Annotated in this window: 20 protein-coding genes and 2 pseudogenes; 12 read left to right on the plus strand and 10 right to left on the minus strand. The window is 60.3% G+C overall.

The genetic code is table 11. The features are described 5' to 3' along the window. The first annotated feature begins 575 nt into the window (after positions 1 to 575). The 3 genes and pseudogenes from BM310_RS15430 to BM310_RS21480 all read left to right on the plus strand — a co-directional run bounded on the left by BM310_RS15430 (position 576) and on the right by BM310_RS21480 (position 1469). On the plus strand, positions 576 to 869 hold the full coding sequence (locus BM310_RS15430) for a hypothetical protein (RefSeq protein WP_245778513.1): 294 nt from the start codon (positions 576 to 578) through the stop codon (positions 867 to 869). Positions 870 to 1026: 157 nt separating this feature from the next. Beyond that, positions 1027 to 1305: pseudogene (locus BM310_RS15435) on the plus strand (DUF7342 family protein); the annotation flags it as partial. A 17-nt stretch (positions 1306 to 1322) separates the two neighbouring features. Continuing rightward, positions 1323 to 1469, plus strand: a complete 147-nt coding sequence (locus tag BM310_RS21480; RefSeq protein WP_177232658.1) for a hypothetical protein — start codon at positions 1323 to 1325, stop codon at positions 1467 to 1469. Positions 1470 to 1767: 298 nt separating this feature from the next. Here the strand turns inward: BM310_RS21480 and BM310_RS21945 are convergent, their stop codons facing one another. From BM310_RS21945 to BM310_RS15470, 7 genes are all read right to left on the minus strand, one after another. Next, a complete protein-coding gene (locus BM310_RS21945) occupies positions 1768 to 1932 on the minus strand; it encodes a hypothetical protein (RefSeq protein WP_177232663.1) in 165 nt (54 codons plus the stop codon). A 161-nt stretch (positions 1933 to 2093) separates the two neighbouring features. Beyond that, positions 2094 to 2948 (minus strand): ABC transporter permease subunit, encoded by an 855-nt coding sequence (locus BM310_RS15445; protein WP_089809391.1) that lies wholly within the window; start codon positions 2946 to 2948, stop codon positions 2094 to 2096. Continuing rightward, the gene (locus tag BM310_RS15450) at positions 2945 to 3967 is read right to left on the minus strand and encodes an ABC transporter ATP-binding protein (protein ID WP_089809393.1); all 1023 of its coding nucleotides are present in this window, start codon (positions 3965 to 3967) and stop codon (positions 2945 to 2947) included. Before BM310_RS15450 ends, BM310_RS15445 begins: the two co-directional genes overlap by 4 nt. Positions 3968 to 4067: 100 nt before the next feature. Then, complete coding sequence (locus BM310_RS15455; protein ID WP_177232664.1) at positions 4068 to 4934, minus strand: CPBP family intramembrane glutamic endopeptidase; 867 nt, start codon at positions 4932 to 4934, stop codon at positions 4068 to 4070. Positions 4935 to 5173: 239 nt separating this feature from the next. Then, a complete protein-coding gene (locus tag BM310_RS15460) occupies positions 5174 to 6172 on the minus strand; it encodes a CPBP family intramembrane glutamic endopeptidase (protein ID WP_177232665.1) in 999 nt (332 codons plus the stop codon). Between the two features lie 344 nt (positions 6173 to 6516). Next, complete coding sequence (locus tag BM310_RS15465) at positions 6517 to 7197, minus strand: helix-turn-helix domain-containing protein (RefSeq protein ID WP_089809399.1); 681 nt, start codon at positions 7195 to 7197, stop codon at positions 6517 to 6519. A 202-nt stretch (positions 7198 to 7399) separates the two neighbouring features. After that, a complete protein-coding gene (locus BM310_RS15470) occupies positions 7400 to 8359 on the minus strand; it encodes an alpha/beta fold hydrolase (RefSeq protein WP_089809401.1) in 960 nt (319 codons plus the stop codon). A 144-nt stretch (positions 8360 to 8503) separates the two neighbouring features. On the opposite strand from BM310_RS15470, the pseudogene BM310_RS15475 reads away from it, so the two are divergent. Further along, positions 8504 to 8860 (plus strand): annotated as a pseudogene (locus tag BM310_RS15475) (YbjQ family protein). Between the two features lie 418 nt (positions 8861 to 9278). Here BM310_RS15475 and BM310_RS15480 read toward each other — a convergent pair. Then, on the minus strand, positions 9279 to 10487 hold the full coding sequence (locus tag BM310_RS15480; protein ID WP_089809403.1) for a CBS domain-containing protein: 1209 nt from the start codon (positions 10485 to 10487) through the stop codon (positions 9279 to 9281). Positions 10488 to 10916: 429 nt separating this feature from the next. On the opposite strand from BM310_RS15480, the gene BM310_RS15485 reads away from it, so the two are divergent. The 3 genes from BM310_RS15485 to BM310_RS15495 all read left to right on the plus strand — a co-directional run bounded on the left by BM310_RS15485 (position 10917) and on the right by BM310_RS15495 (position 14648). Continuing rightward, complete coding sequence (locus BM310_RS15485; protein ID WP_089809405.1) at positions 10917 to 12695, plus strand: BCCT family transporter; 1779 nt, start codon at positions 10917 to 10919, stop codon at positions 12693 to 12695. Positions 12696 to 13000: 305 nt separating this feature from the next. Further along, the gene (locus tag BM310_RS15490) at positions 13001 to 13732 is read left to right on the plus strand and encodes a CPBP family intramembrane glutamic endopeptidase (RefSeq protein ID WP_177232666.1); all 732 of its coding nucleotides are present in this window, start codon (positions 13001 to 13003) and stop codon (positions 13730 to 13732) included. A gap of 613 nt (positions 13733 to 14345) precedes the next feature. Further along, positions 14346 to 14648, plus strand: a complete 303-nt coding sequence (locus BM310_RS15495) for a HalOD1 output domain-containing protein (protein ID WP_089809409.1) — start codon at positions 14346 to 14348, stop codon at positions 14646 to 14648. Between the two features lie 30 nt (positions 14649 to 14678). Here the strand turns inward: BM310_RS15495 and BM310_RS15500 are convergent, their stop codons facing one another. Continuing rightward, positions 14679 to 15482, minus strand: a complete 804-nt coding sequence (locus BM310_RS15500; protein ID WP_089809411.1) for a TrmB family transcriptional regulator — start codon at positions 15480 to 15482, stop codon at positions 14679 to 14681. A 390-nt stretch (positions 15483 to 15872) separates the two neighbouring features. Between BM310_RS15500 and BM310_RS15505 the strand changes: the two genes are divergently transcribed. Beyond that, a complete protein-coding gene (locus BM310_RS15505; protein WP_089809413.1) occupies positions 15873 to 16670 on the plus strand; it encodes a TrmB family transcriptional regulator in 798 nt (265 codons plus the stop codon). A gap of 256 nt (positions 16671 to 16926) precedes the next feature. Here BM310_RS15505 and BM310_RS15510 read toward each other — a convergent pair whose 3' ends face one another. Further along, entirely contained in the window at positions 16927 to 17262 is a 336-nt protein-coding gene (locus tag BM310_RS15510; RefSeq protein ID WP_089809415.1) for a DUF7344 domain-containing protein, read from the minus strand. 332 nt (positions 17263 to 17594) lie between these two features. Between BM310_RS15510 and BM310_RS22000 the strand changes: the two genes are divergently transcribed. The 4 genes from BM310_RS22000 to BM310_RS15525 all read left to right on the plus strand — a co-directional run bounded on the left by BM310_RS22000 (position 17595) and on the right by BM310_RS15525 (position 21631). After that, positions 17595 to 17741: a DUF7563 family protein gene (locus tag BM310_RS22000; RefSeq protein WP_449271707.1), complete on the plus strand. Its 147-nt coding sequence runs from the start codon at positions 17595 to 17597 to the stop codon at positions 17739 to 17741. Between the two features lie 721 nt (positions 17742 to 18462). Further along, positions 18463 to 20271 carry an SLC13 family permease gene (locus BM310_RS15515; RefSeq protein ID WP_089809417.1) on the plus strand — a complete coding sequence of 603 codons (1809 nt, stop codon included), beginning with the start codon at positions 18463 to 18465 and terminating at the stop codon, positions 20269 to 20271. Between the two features lie 96 nt (positions 20272 to 20367). After that, a complete protein-coding gene (locus tag BM310_RS15520; RefSeq protein WP_089809419.1) occupies positions 20368 to 20790 on the plus strand; it encodes a DUF7539 family protein in 423 nt (140 codons plus the stop codon). A 268-nt stretch (positions 20791 to 21058) separates the two neighbouring features. Next, a complete protein-coding gene (locus BM310_RS15525; protein WP_089809421.1) occupies positions 21059 to 21631 on the plus strand; it encodes a diadenylate cyclase in 573 nt (190 codons plus the stop codon). Positions 21632 to 21715: the final 84 nt, after the last annotated feature.

Genomic DNA, 21715 nt, shown 5'->3' on the forward strand with positions numbered 1-21715 from the left:
AGCGGATTATTAGCGATTGTAGAAAATGTGCCGCTATTTGGCGTCAACCGGTATTGACTAAAATCGTTCTCAGGTTTCCCTCTATTCCCCGATTTCGCTGGTCTTAGCTACTCGTCAAACACAATTCTCGCCGATTGTCTCCGCTGTATCTCGTCGAGGACATCAATAGGGCCTTAGAACAGCCCGGCGAGCCTATCGCCAAATATGAACGTGTTTCAATTCTCCCTGCACCTTCAGAATCATCCAAAGGAAGGCTAGGGTACACCGGTGCAAACGCCGCGGGTTCTCTCCGCCCGAGGGGGTATCAAACGACAAGTGTCTACAGCAGACATATCAGAATTCACTCATCGGATGGTGACGCGATTCGCGGTGGGTTTTCTCACCCCCCAAGAGGGGTGAGGAGCGCAGTGAGCGCCCATCGAACTACGATGTCTTCAGAACACGAGCGACAGCAATCGCGGCTACGTGGCTAACAGAGAGAACAATCAAGCGAAGCGCCGTGGGCGGATCTCGAACTGACGGTTCCCAACGAGAGAAGTCAGCTCTCCATCGTCTCATTTGTCGAGTGTGTCCTCGTGGAGCTCACCCACGAAGAGGTTGGTGCGAAGTACGTCTCTACGAACGTGTGGGGAGCGAAGCGAACGCAGTTCATCTCCATCGACGACAACGGGGAGATATTTCGGAAACGACACTACGACGAACGACTTGGGTGGCACGAGTCGACGGTCAGTCGGCAGGCTGTTCGTGAGGATCTCATCACCCGGCTCACTCGGTCGTCGTCACAGGCAACTGATCGCAGTCACGGCGTGCCGGTCGACAAGCCAGATACGTTCAGCGTCAAACCTGCTCGAAAGCTCCGGATGCACTAACCTGCGTGGGTTAACCAACAACTCTCTGAGTCCGGGCATACTGTTGGTTAAGGCCGTGCTCCTGTCGAAGCTAACCAGGCGGCACCCAGTACGCCCCACGTGTCGGGAAACTCTACCTCGAAGTAAGAACGATATTCGTAGCCCCGCAAGAACACGTATGCCCGGCACAGTGTCCACGGACGGTCCCCCCTCTTTCGATGACCCATTTAGCGAGGACGACGTCGAACAGCGTATCTATGGAACCATCCTCCAGACTCGGGAACCAGCGACGGCGAGCGCTATCGCCGAACGGGCTGCCAGTGACCTGAAAACTGCTCGGAAGTACCTTAGCTGGTTCAGCGAACTCGGCATCGTCACACGCTATGGCGGTCATCCGGCCACCTACGGGCGCAACGACGCGTACTTCGAGTGGCGACGCATCAACCAGCTCGTCGCCACTGATAAAGGGACACAATGAGTACGTTCGATACAGTGATGGCGTCCAGCACCGATTCCTCGGCGACGGTCGACGAAGAAGTCCGCCGACTGTACGAGCGGTATCAGGCGGCCGAGAGCGACGCCGAACGCCACCAGATCGCCCTCGAGATGGGGGAAACTTGACGGATGCCGACGCGGAGATCTACGCAGCGCTCGAAGACGAGTGAGTGAACAGGGTTCTCAGCCCCTCCGTAGCTATCGACGGCTGCTTTGCTACCCAGTGACGACGCCTCTTGGCCGACCGACCATCGCGACGGGCTGACGCTTGTCCTCGAAAAGATCGAAGAGCGGATCGTGGCCCCCTGGAGTGAGTAGGCGATCCAGCAGGTGTGACTGTTTATGCGCGCCAGTACGCGTGAGGCGCGCTCTCGCGCGTCCTGCGAGATCTATCATGACAGGCCCCGATGCATTCGACGACACGTCAGCCGACCACGAACAATTCGAAGCCAAACTCATCGCTCACGATCAGGATGCCGCCCGGGTCACGACAGCGGACGTCGACCACGAAAGAGCCCGGCAACTCGTCAGTGACCTCGCCGACGCAGACATCATTATCCCAATCGCCGAAAAGCGCGTGTTCATCCACGAGCCGAGTCGTGAAGCGTTCGAATCAGTCATCCAACTCGCCGTCTTCCACCCTGACCGATTTTGTAGAACCAACAGTAGAGTCGCTCTCCGTTCGGTTACTAAACACCACGACAGCCGTTCTATGACATCCTGTATCGTGGTAGGTTTTGGTCGGTGGGGTCAGAGGTCTGCGGCGGCAAAACGCCGGTAGCCGAACACCAGCGGAACGACGAGCCAGACCACGAGGACGGTTACGCTAGCCCATCCCGTGAGGTAGAACGGGACCGGACCGCCCAACATCCCGCCGAGGCTCAGGGCTGCCGTCGTGCCGTCACCGAGGAACCACCCGAGCGCGTTCTGGTAGGCAGCGGACGGCGTGACGACGTTGAGGAAGGCGTACCACCCAGGGACCGTCGTGAGCCCTCCGAAAGAGAACCCGTTCACGACGAACATGACCGCCGGCGCGAGGAGGTCACCGAGGAACTCGAGGAGGACGAACACCCCGACTCCGAACGCCATCGCCCGTCCACCGCTCCCGGTCGTCGCGGAGACGGCGACCATGATGCCCACGTACACGAGGGCGAACAGGAGCGTGACCCCGGCGAAGATCGCGTAGTCGACCGGGGAGAACGACGGGAACAGTGCGAGGATCACCGCCAGCGTGACCGCGAGGCCGACGAGAATGGCGACCGCGAGTACCGCGGTGCGTCCGAGGAGTTTTCCGAGAACTACGTCCGCGCGGCTGTGGGGAAAGCCCAGCAGGAGCTTGCTTGAGCCGCGGTCGCGTTCACCGGCGATCGAGCCCGCCCCGATGACGATGGCCGCGATGGAGACGAACAGCGTCATCACGGCCAGCAGGAGCGTCAGGTAGCCGAGGGTACTCAGTTCGCCGATATCCCGGCTGAGTTCCGGAACCGTCGCATAGAGGACCGCCATCCCTGCCGAGAGGAGCACGAATGCGGCGGTGATGGCCCAGAGGGCTTTCGAGAGCCGCGCGTCCCGGAAATCTTTCCGGGCAACGACGACCCAGCTCATGCGCGCACCTCCTCGCCGCCAGCCGAGGGAGTCGCGGGCTCGGCTTCGCCGTCCTTGCTGCTCGTGTCCGTGTCGTCCTCCGTCGTGTAGGCGGCGAACATCTCCTCGAGGGACGTCTCCTCGATATCGAAATCGACGATAGTCTCTCCAGCCACTTCGACGGCGTGCATCACAGCCGTCTTCGTCTCGGGCGCACAGGTCACCGTCAGGCGAGTCTCGCTGTCAGCGTGGACGTCGGCGACACCCGGAAGAGCAGTAACCGCGTCGATCACGTCGTCGGTCACCGACTGGACGGTGAGGACCAGTCGGGCATCAGTCCCGAGGGCATCTCGCAGTGCGTCGATCGTGTCGACGGCGACCAGTTTGCCGTTCCGGAGGATGCCAACGCGGTCACAGACCGCCTCGACCTGTTCGAGGACGTGCGAGGAGAAGAACACCGTCGCCCCGTGGTCACGCTCCGCCCGAATGATCTCGCGCATCTCGCGAGCGCCGTTCGGGTCGAGTCCCGTCGACGGCTCGTCGAGGATGAGGAGTTCCGGTGAGCCAGCGAGCGCCATCGCGAGGACGAGCCGCTGTTTCATGCCCTTCGAGAAGCCGCCGGCCTTCCGGTCAGCCGCGTCGGCGATGCCGACGCGCTCCAGCAGTTCGACCGGGTCGTCGTCACTGCCCTTCGAGGCGATCGCGAATTCGAGGTGCTGTCGGGCCGTCAGGCGGTCGTAGAGGTGATAGCCGTCGGGAAGGACCCCGACAGCCTGCCGAACGGCTAGCGAATCGTCCTGTGCATCGTAGCCGAGGACGGTCGCCGTCCCTCCCGTCGGGCGAACGAAATCAAGGAGGATGTCGATGGTCGTCGACTTCCCTGCGCCGTTCGGCCCGAGGAAGCCGAATATCTCCCCTCTGCGGACGGTGAGTGTTACATCGTTGAGCGCAGTGACGTCGCCGTACTGCTTGCCGAGTCCAACAAGTTCGATCGCGATCTCGTCGGCGAGAGGGTCGGCTCGTGTATCGAGTTGACTCATACGACTTCCATACGAGCGATTGCAGCAAGGGTGCGCTCGCCGAATACGTCCGTGTTTTAAATACTCGGCCGTCGGTGACGAGCGATCTTTGTCCGGAGGGTCACGATCGGATCAACACCTCCCGCCGGAACAGGACGATGAACACAGCGATCATGACGAGACCGAACACCGCTCCGAGAATTCCTTCGCCAGTGACGAGGAAGACCTCGCCGGCGATGAAACCCTGTTCGTTCGCGTAGATACTTCCCAGAACCCACGGGTTGAGGATGTTCCAGACGAGGTGCAGAATCGCCACGGGCAGGACGCTTCCGTTCGAGAGGAAGTAACAGTACGCGAATGGGAACGAGATGGCGAACACGGCGATCGCCTGAACGACAGCGACGGTGAGGGGGTCACCGACACCGGTCACTGCGGCCGCCCGGTAGAGGAATGCGGAGTGAAACAGCGCCCAGACGACACCCACGGCCGCCGTGGCACCCGCTCGTCCCCATTTTTCGGTCAGTGCCGGGAGTAGGTATCCCCGCCAGCCTAACTCCTCGCCGTACATTCTGACGAGCTGCTCGAATAGGACAATCGCCAGGACGGCGAACCCGAACTGTTCGATGACCATGACCACGAAGTTCTGTGGGCCCGGCTGGTAGACGCCGAGACCACTCGCGAGGGCGATGGCACCGACGCTGCCGATAAACAGGGCCGGGTAGAGGAACGCGAATCCGAGCGACGGGATGGTCGCACCGCGAATCGAGGACACGATCGTTCCGACGATGGACTGACCCTGGATCCGGCGAAGGGCGAGAACGACGACAGCGGGCGTGAGCATCAGCACGGTTGTCGTGTAACCTGGAATCGAATCGGTGACGATCAGTAGCGATATCGACCAGCTAACGACTAATGTAATCACCACGAATGCGCCGATATACACGTCCGGCGGCACCTCGAATTTTGGGGCGGCCCGTTCAACAGCCATCCGGGCCCCTCCAGCCAGTGACATCATCACGTCGCGCGAATTCTACTGCCTCACCGTGGAGTACAGGTCGTGAATCGAATGGATTCATAGACGTCTGATACGGGTCAAAGTTCCAAGATTGCGCTCGCCGTATCTATCCGTGTTTTATATACATCTTGGCTAACGAGTCGGGGATAGAATGGTGTATTAAACGGTGTATCCAATTAGCCTGGGGGGAGCCCATCACGGCAGATTGGATTCTACTTCTCGAGAGTAACGCTCCCGTCGTGGCCAACGTCGATATTAGATTCGGCGTACACGTCATCAACGCGGCTGTCGCCACGTATCCCAGCGCTCTCTTCGTCACTTCGGCCTCGAAGGGTGGGAACGAGCAGGCCAGGATCTATACGGAGACTCCCCTCGACGACGTAGACGTACGTGATGACGCCGACGAGTCCAACAAAGCCTGCAACCACACCCAAGAATCCGGCTTCGAAACCGAAGGCCCCGCCAGTCCAACTGGTCGGTCCCGTCACTTCGAGGGCGAGAATGTGGGCCGGAAGTTCGATGCCACTCACGGGCTGGCCGAACAGGACTCCCATCGAGATGTTCCAACTGGTGTGGAACCCAATCGCGAGCGCGAGTCGACCAGTCAACACGTAGCTCGCTGCGACCGTAATCGCAATAACTGCAATCACGACCACGGAGGCGAGTGAGGCGCCGGCGTTCGCCGAGTGAACGATACCGAACACGACGCTAGAAACGATGATGGCAGCAAGGACGGCCGGGACCGTCCCATAGTTCGCAAACCCCTCGGCAACGTTCTTCAGAACGACCCCACGAGCCACGAGTTCTTCGTAGAAGCCGACGACTGCAAAGAGGAGCAATGCGCCGACCAGTCCCAGAATGAATCCTTCGGGTCCAGCGACGATTGTATCGACCACGACAGCCCATCCTGCGGATAGCGCGACGCCGACAGCAACAGTTTGCGCGATGAGGGCTAGCCCGGCACCAACCACGAGATCACGCCCCCATACCTTTCGCTCTCGAAACCCGTAGTCAGTAACCGGTCGCTGATCGATGTAGCGAGCAACCACGAGGGCACCAATGACGGCCCCGAGACCGAGTCCAAGTGTGGTAAGGACAAGGTAGCCGAACGAGAGTGGTTGCACGAATGCCACTGATACGAGGTCAGCGACAATCGTTCCGACGACAGCGAATGTCGCGATCACGACGAACCCGATGAGGAGTCGGACCAACGCGCGTGGCCGTCGCTCGACACTGTTCCAAACGAGGCTTCGAATGTGCATACATGATGAATGTTCGGCAGAGAAAGAATGGCTCCGTCGTATCCATCAGGCTTTACAAATAGTCTGATCCACTGCGAACTCCGCGGAACGGAGGTGAGATATGCCAACTCTTCGTTTCCACCAAGCCCTCGACAACCCACAACCGCGAGTCATACCGATTGTTTCGATCGGATCGTGGTGGAGCCGAATCCAGCGTCCCAATGCCGTGCTCTTCGAAGGTATCGACCCAGAACTCTCTCCACTCGTCTCAGTTGGCCAGTCGGAAATCAAACGCCGAGATTGCCACCGCTACCTCAATCGTCCGCGGAGCTATCCTGGCTCGTCGGCATAGCCACGCGTAGCGCATCGCCGATGAGCGTGTTCTGCGCTCGGCGAAGGCGGTCAGAGAGTGACTGGGGGGTGATATCGAGTTCTTCAGCGACGGCCGCCATCGACGTCTCCCTCGGAAGATCAAAGAAGCCCATCTGCCACGCTGTTACCAGCGCCTCGTGTTGTTTCGGGGTGAGTCCGAACTGGCTGCCCGTCTGCGCGTAGGACATCTCGTGGAGGCGGACGAGGTCGAACGAGAACCCTTGATCGCGGAGATGGGAGGTAAACTCGCCGATCAATGCATGGTCATCGAATCGGATTCGAAGAACCCACCCGTCGGCCGTCCCCTTGGCTTTCAGGATCGATGTCCCCTCGTTCGTGTACGCCTGTACGAGGGATTCGACGCTCTCTACCCATATCGCACGATACATCGTACCCAGGTCGCCGTCCAGTATCTGCTGGAGGGAATCGATCGACCCGTCCGAACTGGCGGCGGCTTCGAAGGCCGCGTTCGACACCCCGGAGACCATGAAGTACGGGGTCAGGGACTCCATATCCGAGGCGACGACTCGGTCGATCTGGACGACAGCCTCCGGCTCAACCTCGAACGTCTCGGAGAGTGCGAAGGCTCGCGGAGGGACGCGGAACTCTCCAAAGATGGCCATGAGATACTATTTTCAACGTGACTGAATAATTGTTTGGGAGCGAGTCCGTAGTGGCGAGACGATTCGCTGACCGAACGAGCACGGAAGTCACGACGCTGCCTCGGGAATTCAAAACCGGAGACAGGAGGCAGCTCGAGTTGCACGACTCTTCATCCGGAGGCAATCATATCGTGAACGACGACGGAAATGTCCTATATCAGCTTCATTCCTCGGGACCGTACAGTTCAGCCAAGAACGTCCGGATATGGTCGGTCGCACGACCCTGCCCAGTAGTCGAGAGGAAGTGGCGTTCGCCGGCCAAGGTGAGACACTCCACGAGCGATGGCAGCGTTTGCTTGACCTGTGGGCGAATTCGACCCGCGGGGAAGAACGGATCCCGTTCGCCCAAGACCAGCAGGGTCGGTGCGTCGAACCCGGCCAGTGCCGCCGGGTCGTCCGGACCGGGGAAGGCAGCTTTGAGATCACCCGTCCGAAGCGCTTGCCCGACTGTCTCGATCACGACGTCGTCAACAGACCGTATCGAATCGCTGAACATCGGGGCGAGAGCACGGGTCAACAACCCGCGTCGTGGGACGGCCCGATAGACCAGCGAGAGAGCGACGATTCGGGCGAGAGCCGGCGAAAGAGGGGTGCCAAAACCTGCGGGGGCGACCAGTACGGCGCCGGTGATTCGGTCTGGGGCGTGAACGGCCGTCTCCAGGAGAATTCCCCCGCCATGGGACATTCCGACCATCGCTGCCCGATCGATTCCGAGGCCATCGAGTACGTCGACGACCCACGGACCGTACTCGTCGGGTTCGTGCGGGTCGCTCCAGCCCGGCTGTCCGGGGGTATCCGGCGCGATGAGGTAGTATGCATCCGCAAGTCCCTGAACCCATGCGAGGGTCACCGGATTCGTGACGTTACCGCCTTGGAATACCATTACCGGCGGCGCAGTGGGATCCCCGGCAGTGAGGACGTGCGTTCGACCCGCGCGGGTCTCGACCCAGTGATCAGTGATGGCTTCCTCAAGGAGGACACTGATAGCGTTCTCGTAGAGTTCCCCGAACCGAGACACGCCGGCAGAGCGAGTACCGCCGTCGACCGAGTCAGCAGTTGCCCCGGAGATCTCTGGGCTGTCGGTGGCGATGGGTTCGTGACCAGAGCGGGATCGTGTATTCATACCAGTGATACGTCTGATGACACGATATAATTGCTTGGCCAGTCGTTGGCAGAGCGACCGGGGGCTTGCTTAACAGTGGCGGTGCTCTGGGAAGACACAGGTCACTACTGATTTATTAGTTCCACCTCCGGTCCAGTTGGTGACATGTCCTCAGACGCTATTTCGGCAGATGTTCAGCAGTCGCTCGTCGCCACTGTCACGACCGAGACGGTCCCCGGGTCACGAGATTGTAGAAATCCTCGGCATCGCCCCGTAAACACCGTCTGAGCACGGAATGTGGGGAGAGACATCACCTAGGGGCTTCGGAATCTCGCCGGCGGCGAACTCAAGGACTACTCGAAGTTGCTCGGTGATGCCCGAGATCAGGCCATCGAGCGGATGCAAGCGAACGCACTCGAGAGGGGTGCTGACGCCGTCGTCAACGTCCGGATGGGAACGTCGGAGGTCACCCAGAGCGCGTCCGAAGTAATCACCTATGGGACGGCTGTCAAACTCGCTTGAAGTACCATCTATTGATCAAAAGGGCACTGACCACCGGCTCAATAGTGGTCGCAAGTGCCACAGTCTACGTTCCATATGCATTGAGAACTCCAGTCTCAACTATAGGTCGGTTGGGATGTCGAGAATGCAACCGTCGCGCTCTCGCCGGAAGTGACCGCTCTGGCACGGAAAGCAACCGACGTTGTCGGGCTTGACTACGCTGGCGTTGACCCGATAAAGGCGATGATGGCTGGACCGTCCGGGAGGGTAACACGACGGCCGGTTTCAGAGCGCCGTTCGAAGCGACCGGTCGAAGCGTAGCCCCCTATATCGCGTCACCCGATATCCTTTCGGAGTACAGCGTCGACGTGGAGAAGCGAGTCGGCGACACGGACGCTGATTCTGCGTCAAACGGAGAATAGTTGGGTGGACACCGGGGTCACCCGCCGAGCCACCAGCCGTAGAGCTGTTCCTGCTCGTCTGTGTCGGGATGCTTTTTCGACTGGCCGTAGGTCTTCCCCTTGAGGAGTTGGCGTTCGACGGCGTTCGCTGCGAGACGGAGGGCGTGAGAGGCACCGTACCCCTCCCCGTCTGCAGTGAAGTAGCCACGATCAGTTACTAATCGAATCCGTGCGAGCACGAGTGGCACGCCCCGACTCTGTTCCTTGTGCTCCTGAATTTCGATGCTGGCCTTGATCACGCTCATCTCGCCGTACTTCGAGGCCATGCCCTCGATCAGCGAGGCGACGTCGTCGTAGTCCATCCCCTCCAGCAGGTCGAGCCCGAACACCTGCACGGCGTTTCGGTCGTCGCGCTCCCAGGTGAGTGCCTCGATGACGTCCGTCTTCGTGACGATACCGACCGGTTCGTCGGTGTCGTCGGTCGTGACGACGAGTGAGGAGATCTCCTGCTCGAACATCGTCTCGACGACCTCGTCGAGCGGTGCGCTCCGTTCTACCGTCACGACTGCATCGGACATCAGGTTCCGTACCGGTAGGTCGAGCATTCGGTCGGCGTCGCCCTCACGCGAGCCGAACCCGCCACGATTCTTCCCTCCGCCACCGCGGCCGCCGAAGTTACTCGACGAACCACCCTGACTCTTACTGCCACCTCGCGTCGTGAACTCGATAACGTCGTACAGGCTCACCATTCCAGCGAGGGCGTCCCCGTCGACGACCGGGAGATGGGCGATTCCGGCTTCTCGAAGCATGTTGAGCGCTTTCCCGATCGTGGTTTCAGGAGTCGCGCTGATCAGCTTCCCTGTGTAGGTGTCCTCGACAGTCGCCGCGTCGAGAAACGGACGGACAGCCTCGAGGACGGCGTCGGCGGTCACCACACCGACGACACGGTCGTCGTGGAGTACGGGGAGCGTTTTTGCGTCGCTACCGATCATGAGTCGCGCGACCTCACGGACGTCCTCGGTACGGCCGACTGTCGGGACGTGCTGTACTTGTGAGCCGACCTTCGCAGACGGCTGATTCGACGAGGAAGCCAGCTGTCGGCGACTAACGATGCCGCGATACTCGTCGCCGTCTGTGACGACGACGGCATCGAGTTCTTGATTCTCGAATGCCCCGGCAACCTTCGAGAGCGGTGTGCCGATGTCGAACTCCGTGAACTTTGAGGAGAGGATCTCAGAGATATCCATGTGTGACTTCCTACTAAGAGGGTCCCTGGACGGTTATGCCTATCCCACTCCCGTACTGTTCGAGCCGGTCTCTGCGACAGTCTCTCTGTTCGGAACTACCCGAATACACGACAGGAAGTAAGACTCCGTCCGATGGCGACCACACGACTGCAGATCCGAGCGACGTGCGTTCCGTACCTGATACCGTTCGCGTCTGTACCGGAAACCAGATCTCCTTAGAATCCGAGGAGACGAAACGATATACGTGCAGAGTGTTAACAATGAACATGTCGACGCCTGAGCGGTCCCGTTCAGTTCTGACCACGAAGCGGGGAGGCGGTTCAACCGCGCCCGACTCTCGACATCGGACACACACCAGGCTTACACCCGTTCCGTCGATTCGAGATAGAGAGGGTAGTACACGACAACGCCACGTAAGAGGTGAGGCGAGTGTCGTCCGAGACTGACGAGGCCACGGGCGGATCCGGCACTGAGGAGGAGACGGTCGGCGAACTGTCCGAGGGTCTCCAGGTCGAACTGTTCCACCCGGACACCGAGCGTAAGCCGGGCGACACGAACGTCGAACGATGGGGGTTCGACGTCCACCCGCAGGTGTTCCCGATCGCCTGCGCGGTGATCGCACTGTTCATCGGCCTCACGCTGGCGTTCAAGTCGGGGTCGGCGGACGTCTTCGGGACCGGGCAGACGATCATCTCTGCGGGTGGTGGGTGGTTCTACATCCTCGCAGTGAACGTCTTCATCCTCGTCATTCTGTACTTCGCACTGAGCAAGTACGGGAGTATCCGCATCGGCGGCGTCGAGGCTGATAGGGAGTTCACGACCTTCTCCTGGATGGCGATGTTGTTCAGCGCCGGGATGGGAATCGGCCTGATGTTCTTCAGCGTCGCCGAGCCGATCTCCCACTTCGGATCCGTGCCGCCGTTTTTCGCGGGCGTGGAGAGCGGAACCAGGGCCGCTGGCACGGCGGGGATGGCGATGACCTACTTTCACTGGGGCATCCACCCCTGGGCGATATACGCGCTCGTCGGACTCGGACTGGCGTTTTTCTCGTTCAATCGCGGGCTTCCACTGACCTTTCGGTCCATCTTCTGGCCGTTGCTCGGCGAGCGAATCTACGGGTGGCCGGGCCATCTCATCGACATCCTCTCTGTCATGGCGACGCTGTTCGGCCTCTCGACGTCGCTCGGGATCGGCGTCCAGCAGGTCAACGCCGGCTTCACGGTCCTCTCAGGCCAGTATCTCTCGACGACAATCCCCCAAGCAACGTGGGTGCAGGTCGCGCTCATCGCGGGCATCACCGCCATCGCGACGCTGTCGGTCGCCGCGGGCCTCGACGGCGGCGTCCGCAGACTCAGCGAGTTGAACCTGTATCTTATGCTCGCGTTCCTCGCGCTGATGCTCGCCGTCGGGCCGACGCTGTACCTCCTCAGAGGGTTCGTCTCCAGTATCGGAACCTACGTCGGCGTCCTTCCCGAGTTGGCGTTCTGGACCCAGACCGCCGGAGGCACGACCTGGCAGAGCGGCTGGACTATCTTCTACTGGGGATGGTGGATCTCGTGGTCGCCGTTCGTCGGCATGTTCATCGCCCGTATCTCGAAGGGCCGGACCGTCCGCGAGTTCGTGCTCGCAGTCCTCATTTTACCCTCGCTGTTTTCGTTCTTCTGGATGTCCACGTTCGGCGGGTCGGCCCTGTTCGTCGAACTGGAGACGAGTGCTACCCTCGTCGGGGCGGTCGACGAGAACGTCGCGACTGCGATGTTCGAGCTATTCTCGTTTTATCCGCTGACCGCGCTGTTGTCGGTCATCGGGGTCGTGCTCGTGATCACCTTCTTCGTCACCTCGTCGGACTCCGGGTCGCTGGTGATCGACCACCTGACCTCCGGCGGGAAATACGACGTCCCAGTCACCCAGCGGGTCTTCTGGGCTGTCGCCGAAGGTGCCGTCGCGGCCGTCCTGTTGATCGGGGGCGGACTCGGCGCGCTCCAGACCGCCGCGATCGCGGCTGGCCTCCCCTTCGCGTTCGTTCTCTTGTTGATGTGCTATACGGTCTACCTGGGGCTCGACAGCGAATACGAGATCATGGAATCCGACGAGTTCGCCGAGTGGGTAGAACGGATCGAGGCGCAGAACAATATCCCCCCGGCCGGGAGCGAGGACGTCGTGAGAGAGGGAGACGATAGTGGCGATGTGACCAGTGGCGACGACTGACAGCGACCTTCGGGACGCTGCTGTACTGAATGAGTGTATCCAAGGGCCAGCGTGGGGAGGGCAAGGCCGGCTCCGATGACCGTGCCATCGAGGGAAGAGACCAGAACGGCAGCGTCAAGCAACAACACGACGAGCGTGGCGGCGAACTAGCAACAGAGGGCTGACACTGTCCGAAATAAACAAAAACCAAAAACTATCCCCACGTATGTCAGTACGTCTATAAGTTATAGGACGACGTGTAGTGTCCTATGGGATCAGTTGTTGAGCGTCGACCAGTTGCGTTCACTCTCGGCTTCGGCGCTGCGATGATCGCGGTCACAGTCGTCAGTCGCGTCGCACTCGAGGCGCTGTTCCCGAGTCTCACTCTCCACGGTATCGGCCTGATCCTCAACTGGGTCTTCGTCGCCCTGGTCGTCGGTCTCGTCGCGTGGCTCGGTTGGTGGGAGAAGATACGCCTCACGGCACCCGTCAACCGCCGCGCGCTGATCTATCTGCTCCCGTTCGCCGCGATGGTGTTCGTCCCGGTTGCGTTCGGATTCGCCATCCCGGACGTATCGCTGGTCGAGGGCACGACGCTTCCCGCGTGGGCCGCTCTGTTCGTCGTCGTTGTCGGCGTCGCACTCGGCGCAGCCGTCTCGGAGGAACTCCTCTACCGCGGCGTGTTGCTCCGGGCACTCGAACCACGTGGTCGCGTTCTGGCCGTCGTTCTACCGGCCGTCGTGTTCGGCCTCTCGCACGTCTCACAGGTCATCCTCGGCAACTCCCTCGCCGAGTGGCTCCCCCAGATGATCCTGATCATCCCGCTGGGAATCGGCCTCGGGGCCGTCGCCTTCCGACTGGAGAGCCTCTGGCCACTCGTCCTCTGGCATTTCTCGGTCGACGTTACGGGTCTGTTGGTCGCGAATCCCTCGCCCCTGATGGATCTCGCGGCCATTGGCCTGATATTCGTCGTCTTCGTGGTCGGCGTGAGTCTCCTCTGGCAGGATCGACGACTCGAGGCGCCGCGAACGCGTGCGCGGACCGAACTTCCAGAGTGAAATACGAGATTTCCTTCGAACACAGCGGGACGGTTCGTCGGCGGATCCCCGGGGCATCTTCGTCCAGAGACGGGTGTATTTGCCCGCCACGCCGACTGTTTCTACCGAACGACTGATTCAGACTCAGCAGTTCAAGAAATAAGACACGCATCAATTCCATCCTCGGAGGTTGTGAAGTTGGGACTACACCGGGTTTAGCGGGGACGTGGAGCGTGTTTTCGGGCGAATCGGCGAACGGGAACTGCTTGGGACCGCTCTCCGAACGGCGTTCCTGCCGTACACCAAATCACATGGCCGAATTCCGGTGACTTCCGGAGGCGTTGCCAGTTAGAGGCCGTGCTACCCCAGACTGAGAGCGTTACTACTCGACCCCGGTCTCCGTCTTCGACAGCGTCACCGTGTTGTCGGCCGTCACAACGAATCCGACACATCTGCTTCGAAAAGGACACTAGCTTGGCCCGCCGGCGGAAAGTTGCAGTATCTCCAGATCGGATTCGACTCCACCGACCCGAGTGGTGCCAACGTTCGCATCCAGCCCGTTCATCTGAGACCTGTTTTGATAAACCGGGTGAAAAACTTCGGAGTTTTTGATCGCCTAACACGAATCAGAACTGTGGAGTACGAAATCGGGCCGGAAGAGTCGGTCAGCGAGGCCGTCGTACGCGCGGTGAGCGCAGTCGAGGGCCGTAAACCATGTTCCCTCCGACCGCTGGCGGATGTCGTCGATCCGACTGCGTTAGATTCGTTGTTCGACCCGCGGTACGACGGAACACCTCGGACGGGGGGACGCCTCTCGTTCGTGTACAACGATTGTTGCGTTACGATCGACAATGGTGAGTATCTCACGCTCCTGTCGCTCGAAGACCGGGTTTGCGACGAACGCGGTCGAGAACCCTCTGACAGTTGCGTCCGCTGACGGAGTCGCTAATAGTCGCTCGCCGGGAGGTTACTGCTTGGGGTCACGGGCGGTCAACAACCCCTGTGCCATGAGTCGTCGGGCGATGACGACCAGACCGTTCCCGAATCCTTCGCCGAATATCGCTTGTTCCTCCTTGGTGTCGGGCATGAGTGAACTCACGAGAATCGTCGAGCGGTCGATCAGGAGGAGTCGACCGATGGCCGTCTCGTCTTCGGTCACGTTCTCGCCGTGTAGCCACTCCAAGCCAGAGATGAACGTCGTGGCGTCCGGCACGGCCGTTTGTATCTGGTCCTGAAGCGACTCCGTCAACGCGCCGATGAGAAGGTCGACTCCGTCACCGACCTCGTTGAGGCTGGCAACGAGATCCTCCGTCAAGAGCGACTCGTCGCCGACGACGAGAACGACCTCCTCGGATGCTTCCTCGATGAGTTGGTCCGTCCGATTTTCGATCGCGTCCCGTCCGGACATCGCCCATATCTGCTGGACGGGGGTCTCGTCGTCCTGCTCGACGATTTCGACCGTGTCCAGCGCATCGTGGAGTCGCTCGACGCGGTCTTCGTACTGGTCGCGCAGCGTCTCGGTCGCCTCGTCGAGCGGAACCGCTCGGAACTGCTGCGGGCTCGAATGCTGGATCTCGACCAGGCCTTGCGCTTCCAGCACTCGAATCGCATCGTACACCCGCGTTCGGGGAACCTCCGTCATCTCACTCAACTGCTTCGCTGTGCCCGTGTGGAGACGGGACAGGCCGACGAAGCATCGCGCCTCGTATTCCTTCAAGCCGAGTTGTTGGAGGACTTGGGTCGCTTCCTCCAAGCTATTAGTCGTATCCATGTGTCCCAACCTCCCAGGGAGGTTCCCTAGTGGTCCTATAGACGATTCGGCCCCGCCACGGATAGGTATTGTCACTTAGTTCATGACGGCACCGACCGGAGATACGTGGCAGGACCGATCTGATGACCTGAAACTGCGGTCCAACCATAGCTCTCGGAGATTTTGTGAGTATCGTAGTGACAACAACAAAATGAGCGTCTCGACGCGTAGAGATGCAAATATACGAACGAGTAGTAGAGTCACTCGTTTAATCACAAAAGGATTTACCGCGTGGAGTACAACCTCCGAATCGGTGCGCAATCTAGTACTGTGTCCCAACCACGCTACTGCTGCGTGCCGCCCCGGCCACTTCGTGTGGCCGGAACGTGCTGATCCAATGCCGCTAAATCGATGAACAACGATCCAATAGAGGACCCACAGTCCGTCGCAATCGAGCAACTCGAACGGTTCGGGTTGAGTGCCTACGCCGCACGGACGTTCGTCGCGCTTGCGAGCCTCGGCACGGGGACGGCCAGAGATATCAGTCAGGTGTCAGAGGTGCCGCGCACTCGAGTATACGACGCGATCGACGAGTTGCACGACCGGGGGCTCGTCGATATCCTCCAGTCGTCACCCAAGCAGTTCTGGGCAATCTCCGCCGAAACCGCGAGTCGGACATTCGAACACGAGCTCCAGCACCGCACGGAAGTCCTCCAGACGGCACTGAGTGAACTCGAACCGATCGAACAGCGGGCCGAGCAGCGCGGCGTCTGGACGGTGAACGGGCAGACTGCGGTCACGGAACGAGTTCTGAATTTCTTTGCTAGCGCGGAGGATGAAATCGTCTACATGACCGTCGAAGACCTGCTCACCGAGGACCTGATCGAGGGGTTAGGTGAGGCCGCAGAGCGGGGTGTTTCGATCAGGCTCGGCGGGGTGTCGACGGAGGTCCAGGAACGCATTCAGGACGAGATTCCCGGCGCGACGATGTTTGAGTCGCTGTGGGTCTGGACGGATACGTCGGCGGGGCGGCTCATGATGGTCGACGGGCGAAAGACCCTCGTGAGTGCGCTCGTCAACGGCGTGGACACGAGTCCGTCCGATCCGCGGTCGGAGACCGCCATCTGGGGAGAGGGAGACACGAACAGTCTGGTCGTGGTTTTGAAGGCGATCTTCACCTGGCGCCTCCAGACGGACCCGCCAGACTAACGCGACCCGGACTATCGATCAGTTACAACGCGTCCACGTGAATCCACGAGGCGTAGAACGCTGACCGACGTACTGGAACTATCTCTCGTGAGGTGAGTGGGTCGCCGAACAGACCCCGGCTGATACCTGGTGAAACTGTGATGCGGTGGGACGGGTTGTCCTTACGCACTCTCGTCCTCGTCGGCGCCGATAGTGTGCCTCGATTCTACTAACTACCGGAGACCACACCAGTCGAAAGAATAGCTCCGTTCGCGGATCAGGGATTCGGCAGCCACACGTCTCCAGTGAACGAGTCGAGCACTGTCTCGACCTGTTCGTCGGGGTGGTACCGGACGACTCCGCTCCCGTGTTGGAATTCGACGACGCCGTGGGCCGATAACTTCGGCAGATGGACGTGGTGGAGTTGGATGGCGAGTCCTTCGCGATCCAGGGGTGGACCGTTTGTGAAGTCGAAAGCTCGACCGTGTATCTGATCGACGAGGTCGTCGAACGTCGATGTCCCGTCAGTCTCGTGGCGCAAGTGGTGGATTATCCGACGTCGGTGCCGATCGGCGACGAGTTGGAGACACGCGTCGAGACTGTGAATCGACATACCGCGTAACTATCTATCAGGGTACCTCAATTGGGGCGGTTTTCACACTCGAGAATATTTTGATTATGTGAGTTACACTCGGTGAGCACAGGCCCACGAGAGTGGTAGAGTGAATGCGGTAGGCCATCGAAGTCTACGTCACCCGGTTAATCAATAACTGTTTAATTATTAAAATGTCGTCACTTGATGCAGTCGGAGAGCGTTCGTCCCGGTGTCCGCCCACCGGCGGAGAGATTACACGTGGTACGAAACGACATCAGCTCGGATGAAGGTGAACGGCGCCGATAACGACCACAGATCGTCCCTGCCAGGTCCTCCCCAGCGACTGAACGATGCCAAAATGCAACAATTGTGATACGTTTGTAACGCCACGGTTTGCCCGCGTCTTCGGGGACAACGAGGACGACATCTACGGCTGCCGGAACTGTCTGTCAGTCACAGCACTGGTCGAGGGGCACGCGTCACGGGATACCGCGTGACGGCGACGAACGCCTCCGACCTCGATCGATGCTCGGTGTCGGTGCGGTAATTATCAACAGAACATGACAAGCACACACGACTCCGTTTCAGAAGCAACGCTCTACGTATGCCGTGATTGTGGAGACGGCATCGAAGACCCCAACACGAACAACTGTCCTCACTGTGGCGGACCGTTGGTGAACAGTACTGTCCCGCACGATTAGTACGAAATCGTGCGGAACGCACATATTCATAGTCGACCTCGTGACACGAATTCCTCCGCTGAGGGTTCTCTGCGACCTCTAGACGGCGGCTCAACGAATCGAAGACGGGTTCTTCAGCTCGGTTCCAAAGTGGTCATCGATGTGTGCAATCGCGTTCTCTGAGCGTCGTCTTTCTCTCACATTCTCTTCTTCAGTCGCCCCGCCAGAGTTCCCAAAGGGGGCGACCAAATCGGCGCGAAGGGTACGTCCTGCAGGTTGAGGCTGTAGCCGACACCCGAATCGAACGGCACGTGATTCGAGAAGTCTCGGCACTACGGAAGATGGACGACGAGTAGGGAACACCACTCACACACTCCCAGTAGTCTCCGGTGTCCGGGAACACGGACACCTGAAAGAGATGCAGGTGCCCGCGTGGGAAACCAGTTCTTTTCCCTCCAAAGCGCCTCCGTTCGGTATGGCGTTCTTTTCACCAACGCTGGTCGTTCAGGGCTTGGCTTCCACGCCCGTAACGGCCGAGATGCTCGTCGTCTTCGCCCTCATTCTCCTCGCACTCGTGCTCTTTGCGACCGAATGGTTCCCTATCGACGTCACCGCCATTTTGATCATGGTGCTGTTGATGGTGCTCGGGCCGTGGACACAGATCTCCCCGCGGGAGGGAATCTCCGGATTCGCGAATCCAGCGACGATCACGGTCCTGGCGATGCTCATCCTGAGCACGGGAATCAACCGAACCGGCATCGTCCAACTGATTGGCCGGAAGATGGCTGCGTTCGCGGGAACGGATCGGCGAAAGCAACTCGCCGCGACGATCGGGGTCACTGGCCCGGTCTCGGGGTTCGTCAACAACACGCCGGTCGTCGCGATTCTGGTGCCCGTGATCGCCGACCTCGCACACGAGGGGAACACCTCTCCCTCGAAGCTGCTGATGCCGCTGTCGTTCGCGTCGATGCTCGGGGGGACGCTCACGCTCATCGGGACCTCGACGAACATCCTCGCGAGCGACATCGCGGCCCAGCTCGGGGCCGAGTCGCCCGAGCTCGGATTACAAGCCTTCGGGATGTTCGAGTTCACCAAACTCGGTGTGATCGTCTTTGCGGTCGGCGCGGTGTACCTCATGACGGTCGGCGTCCGACTGCTCCCCGAACGGATTCCCGCTGACGAGGACCTCGTCGAGGAGTACGCGCTCCAGGAGTACCTCGCGGACGTTGTCGTCCCGGCGAACTCACCACTGATCGGCCAGACCGTCCGGGAGGCGCTCGGCGAGGACGACCTCGATATCGACGTGTTACAGCTGATTCGCTACGGCGAGCGGTTCGACGAACCGCTCGCTCGGAAAGAGATTCGCGAAAACGATACGCTCCGACTCAGGACGAACCGAGAGACACTGGAGTACATCATGGATGCGGAAGGGCTCACACTGTCGGGAAATCCCCAAACCGAAGACGACCTTCACCCGGACGAGGAGGAACCAGTCCTCGTCGAGGTCGTCGTCCCGTCGGGATCGTTCCTCGTCGGGGAGACGCTGACGAGTTCGACGTTCCGCCAGCGCTACGACGCGAACGTCCTCGCGTTTCGAACACGTGGCGACGTCGTCCGAGACCGATTCGAGGACATCCGTATCAGGGTCGGTGACACTCTCCTCGTGCAGGCACCGCCCGATAGCCTCACCCGTCTCGTCGAGAACGAGGACTTCATCGTCGCCCACGAGTTCGACGAGGTGACCTACCGGAGCGAGAAGATTCCGTTCGCGGTTGGAATCATTGCTGGCGTGGTCGCACTGCCGGCGTTGAACATTCTCCCGATCGTCGTCTCGGCACTTGCCGGCGTCGTGGCGATGGTCTTCACCGGCGTGCTCAAGCCGACAGAACTCTACTCGTCCGTCGAATGGAACGTGATCTTCCTGCTCGCCGGCGTCATCCCTCTCGGCATTGCGCTGCAGCAGACCGGGGCGGCAGCGCTGCTGGGCAACGCCGTGGCTTCGACTGCGACGTTCTTGCCAGCGATCGGCGTCCTGTGGGTGTTCTATCTCGCGACCGGGCTGTTGACGAGCGTCATCAGCAACAACGCGAGCGTCGTCCTCATGATTCCGGTGGCTGCCAACGCCGCCCAGTCGATCGGGGCGAACGCGTTCGCGTTCGTTCTGGCGGTCACGTTCGCCGCCTCGACGGCGTTCATGACGCCCGTCGGCTACCAGACGAATCTCTTCGTCTACGGGCCGGGCGGGTACACGTTTTCCGACTTCATTCGGGTCGGCGCGCCGTTACAGTTCCTCCTCTCGATTGTCACCGTCCTCGGAATCGCGTTCTTCTGGGGCGTCCGCGTGTGAGACGAACCGTTCTGCCCGAGATACCGCGCCGACGTCACCACCTCCGACTGGAGGTGTCGTACGAACGTTGATTCATCTGGCCGTCGTGCTAGAAGTATGGCCGAGTTTCCAGACGAACGACAGCTCGTACTACGGGCGCGTTCCCAGTTGGACCAGTGGACGAGAAGTGCCCGGATAAAGGCGTACTCTGAACTGTTCGAAGGTGACGATCCGATCCTCTCTCCTGAAGAGATACGGCTACTCGATGCGCTCGATTCCGAACTGGAGCGCCGAGGCGGCGACGGTGTCTGGGGGACCGACCAGTACGGAATCCACGCGGCGGGGACCTCGAGTTCGGATAGCCCGCTCGGCGTCGTCTGTGTCTACCATCCACAGATCACGAAGGACTCCGTCCTCCGTGGGGGAGACGATTTAGACGACGAGACCGAAGAGCGACTCAACGCAGCGCTCTGGCGATACAGCGAGCGCGTCGCGACACTCGTCGAAGCGGAACTCGACGAATTCGTGCGTCGAACCTAGCGGTAAGCTCCGATCTGTCCCGGTGTCGGGTGGTCGCGCGCATCGATTTCGAACCGGAAGAGAATCCCGCCGCCGACAGCGCGGGCAATACCACACGCTGGCGACGGAATACATTCGCTAGCGGCCGGAGGGAACAGGGGTCACGTCACTCCACGTCGCTCACCGTCGACGACGCAAACACCTCGGTATTCTTCACCCGGATAATCAATACCCAACCCGGTATGAAATCCGGGGATGCTATCCACCTGACTCCCCGACTTACCATCAAATGACCGACTTCGTTGAGAATGTGAGCACACAGACCTCGGAACGCGAATCGTCGGACGGTATCGCGGTGCTCGATAGGATAGAGAGCTGCGTCAAGGAAATCAGTCACGGGTTCGAGCGATGGGATGACCCCTACGCCCGGGGGCCGGGTCTCTATTTCGTCGTCGAGCGTGAGTCGGTAGCCGAGTTCACGGACCCGATGGGGACGAACCGCTGGCCGGTCGAGGACTGTGCGAGCGTGTTTGATGAAACCGATGCACTCCTCGAGACGGCACGAGGAGTTGCCTTTTCCTGCGACGGCGCAGTCGTCATCCACAACGACGGGACGATTCAAGAGGAGATGGTCAGGGTCGACCAGCTACCGACAGCCGAACGAGCACGGGGCGACGAACTTCCCTATGCGGGATGGATGGGCACCCGCCATATGAGCGCGCTGGAAACCGCGACCCGCAAGGAAGTGGTCGCAGCCATCACACTCAGCGAGGAGGACGGGCGAGTGACGACTTTCACTGACGTAGGGTTCGAAGACTATCGAAGGACGAGAGACGACGAAGACGAACGTGCGACTGACTGACCTACGGAGCGTGAATACCCATGGTCGTTGAGTCGAGCTTGTTACTCACGTTTCTCGCCGGGCTGACTCTCGTCTTGGCCGTTG

The organism is Halogeometricum rufum (assembly GCF_900112175.1).
Taxonomy (GTDB): Archaea; Halobacteriota; Halobacteria; order Halobacteriales; family Haloferacaceae; genus Halogeometricum; species Halogeometricum rufum.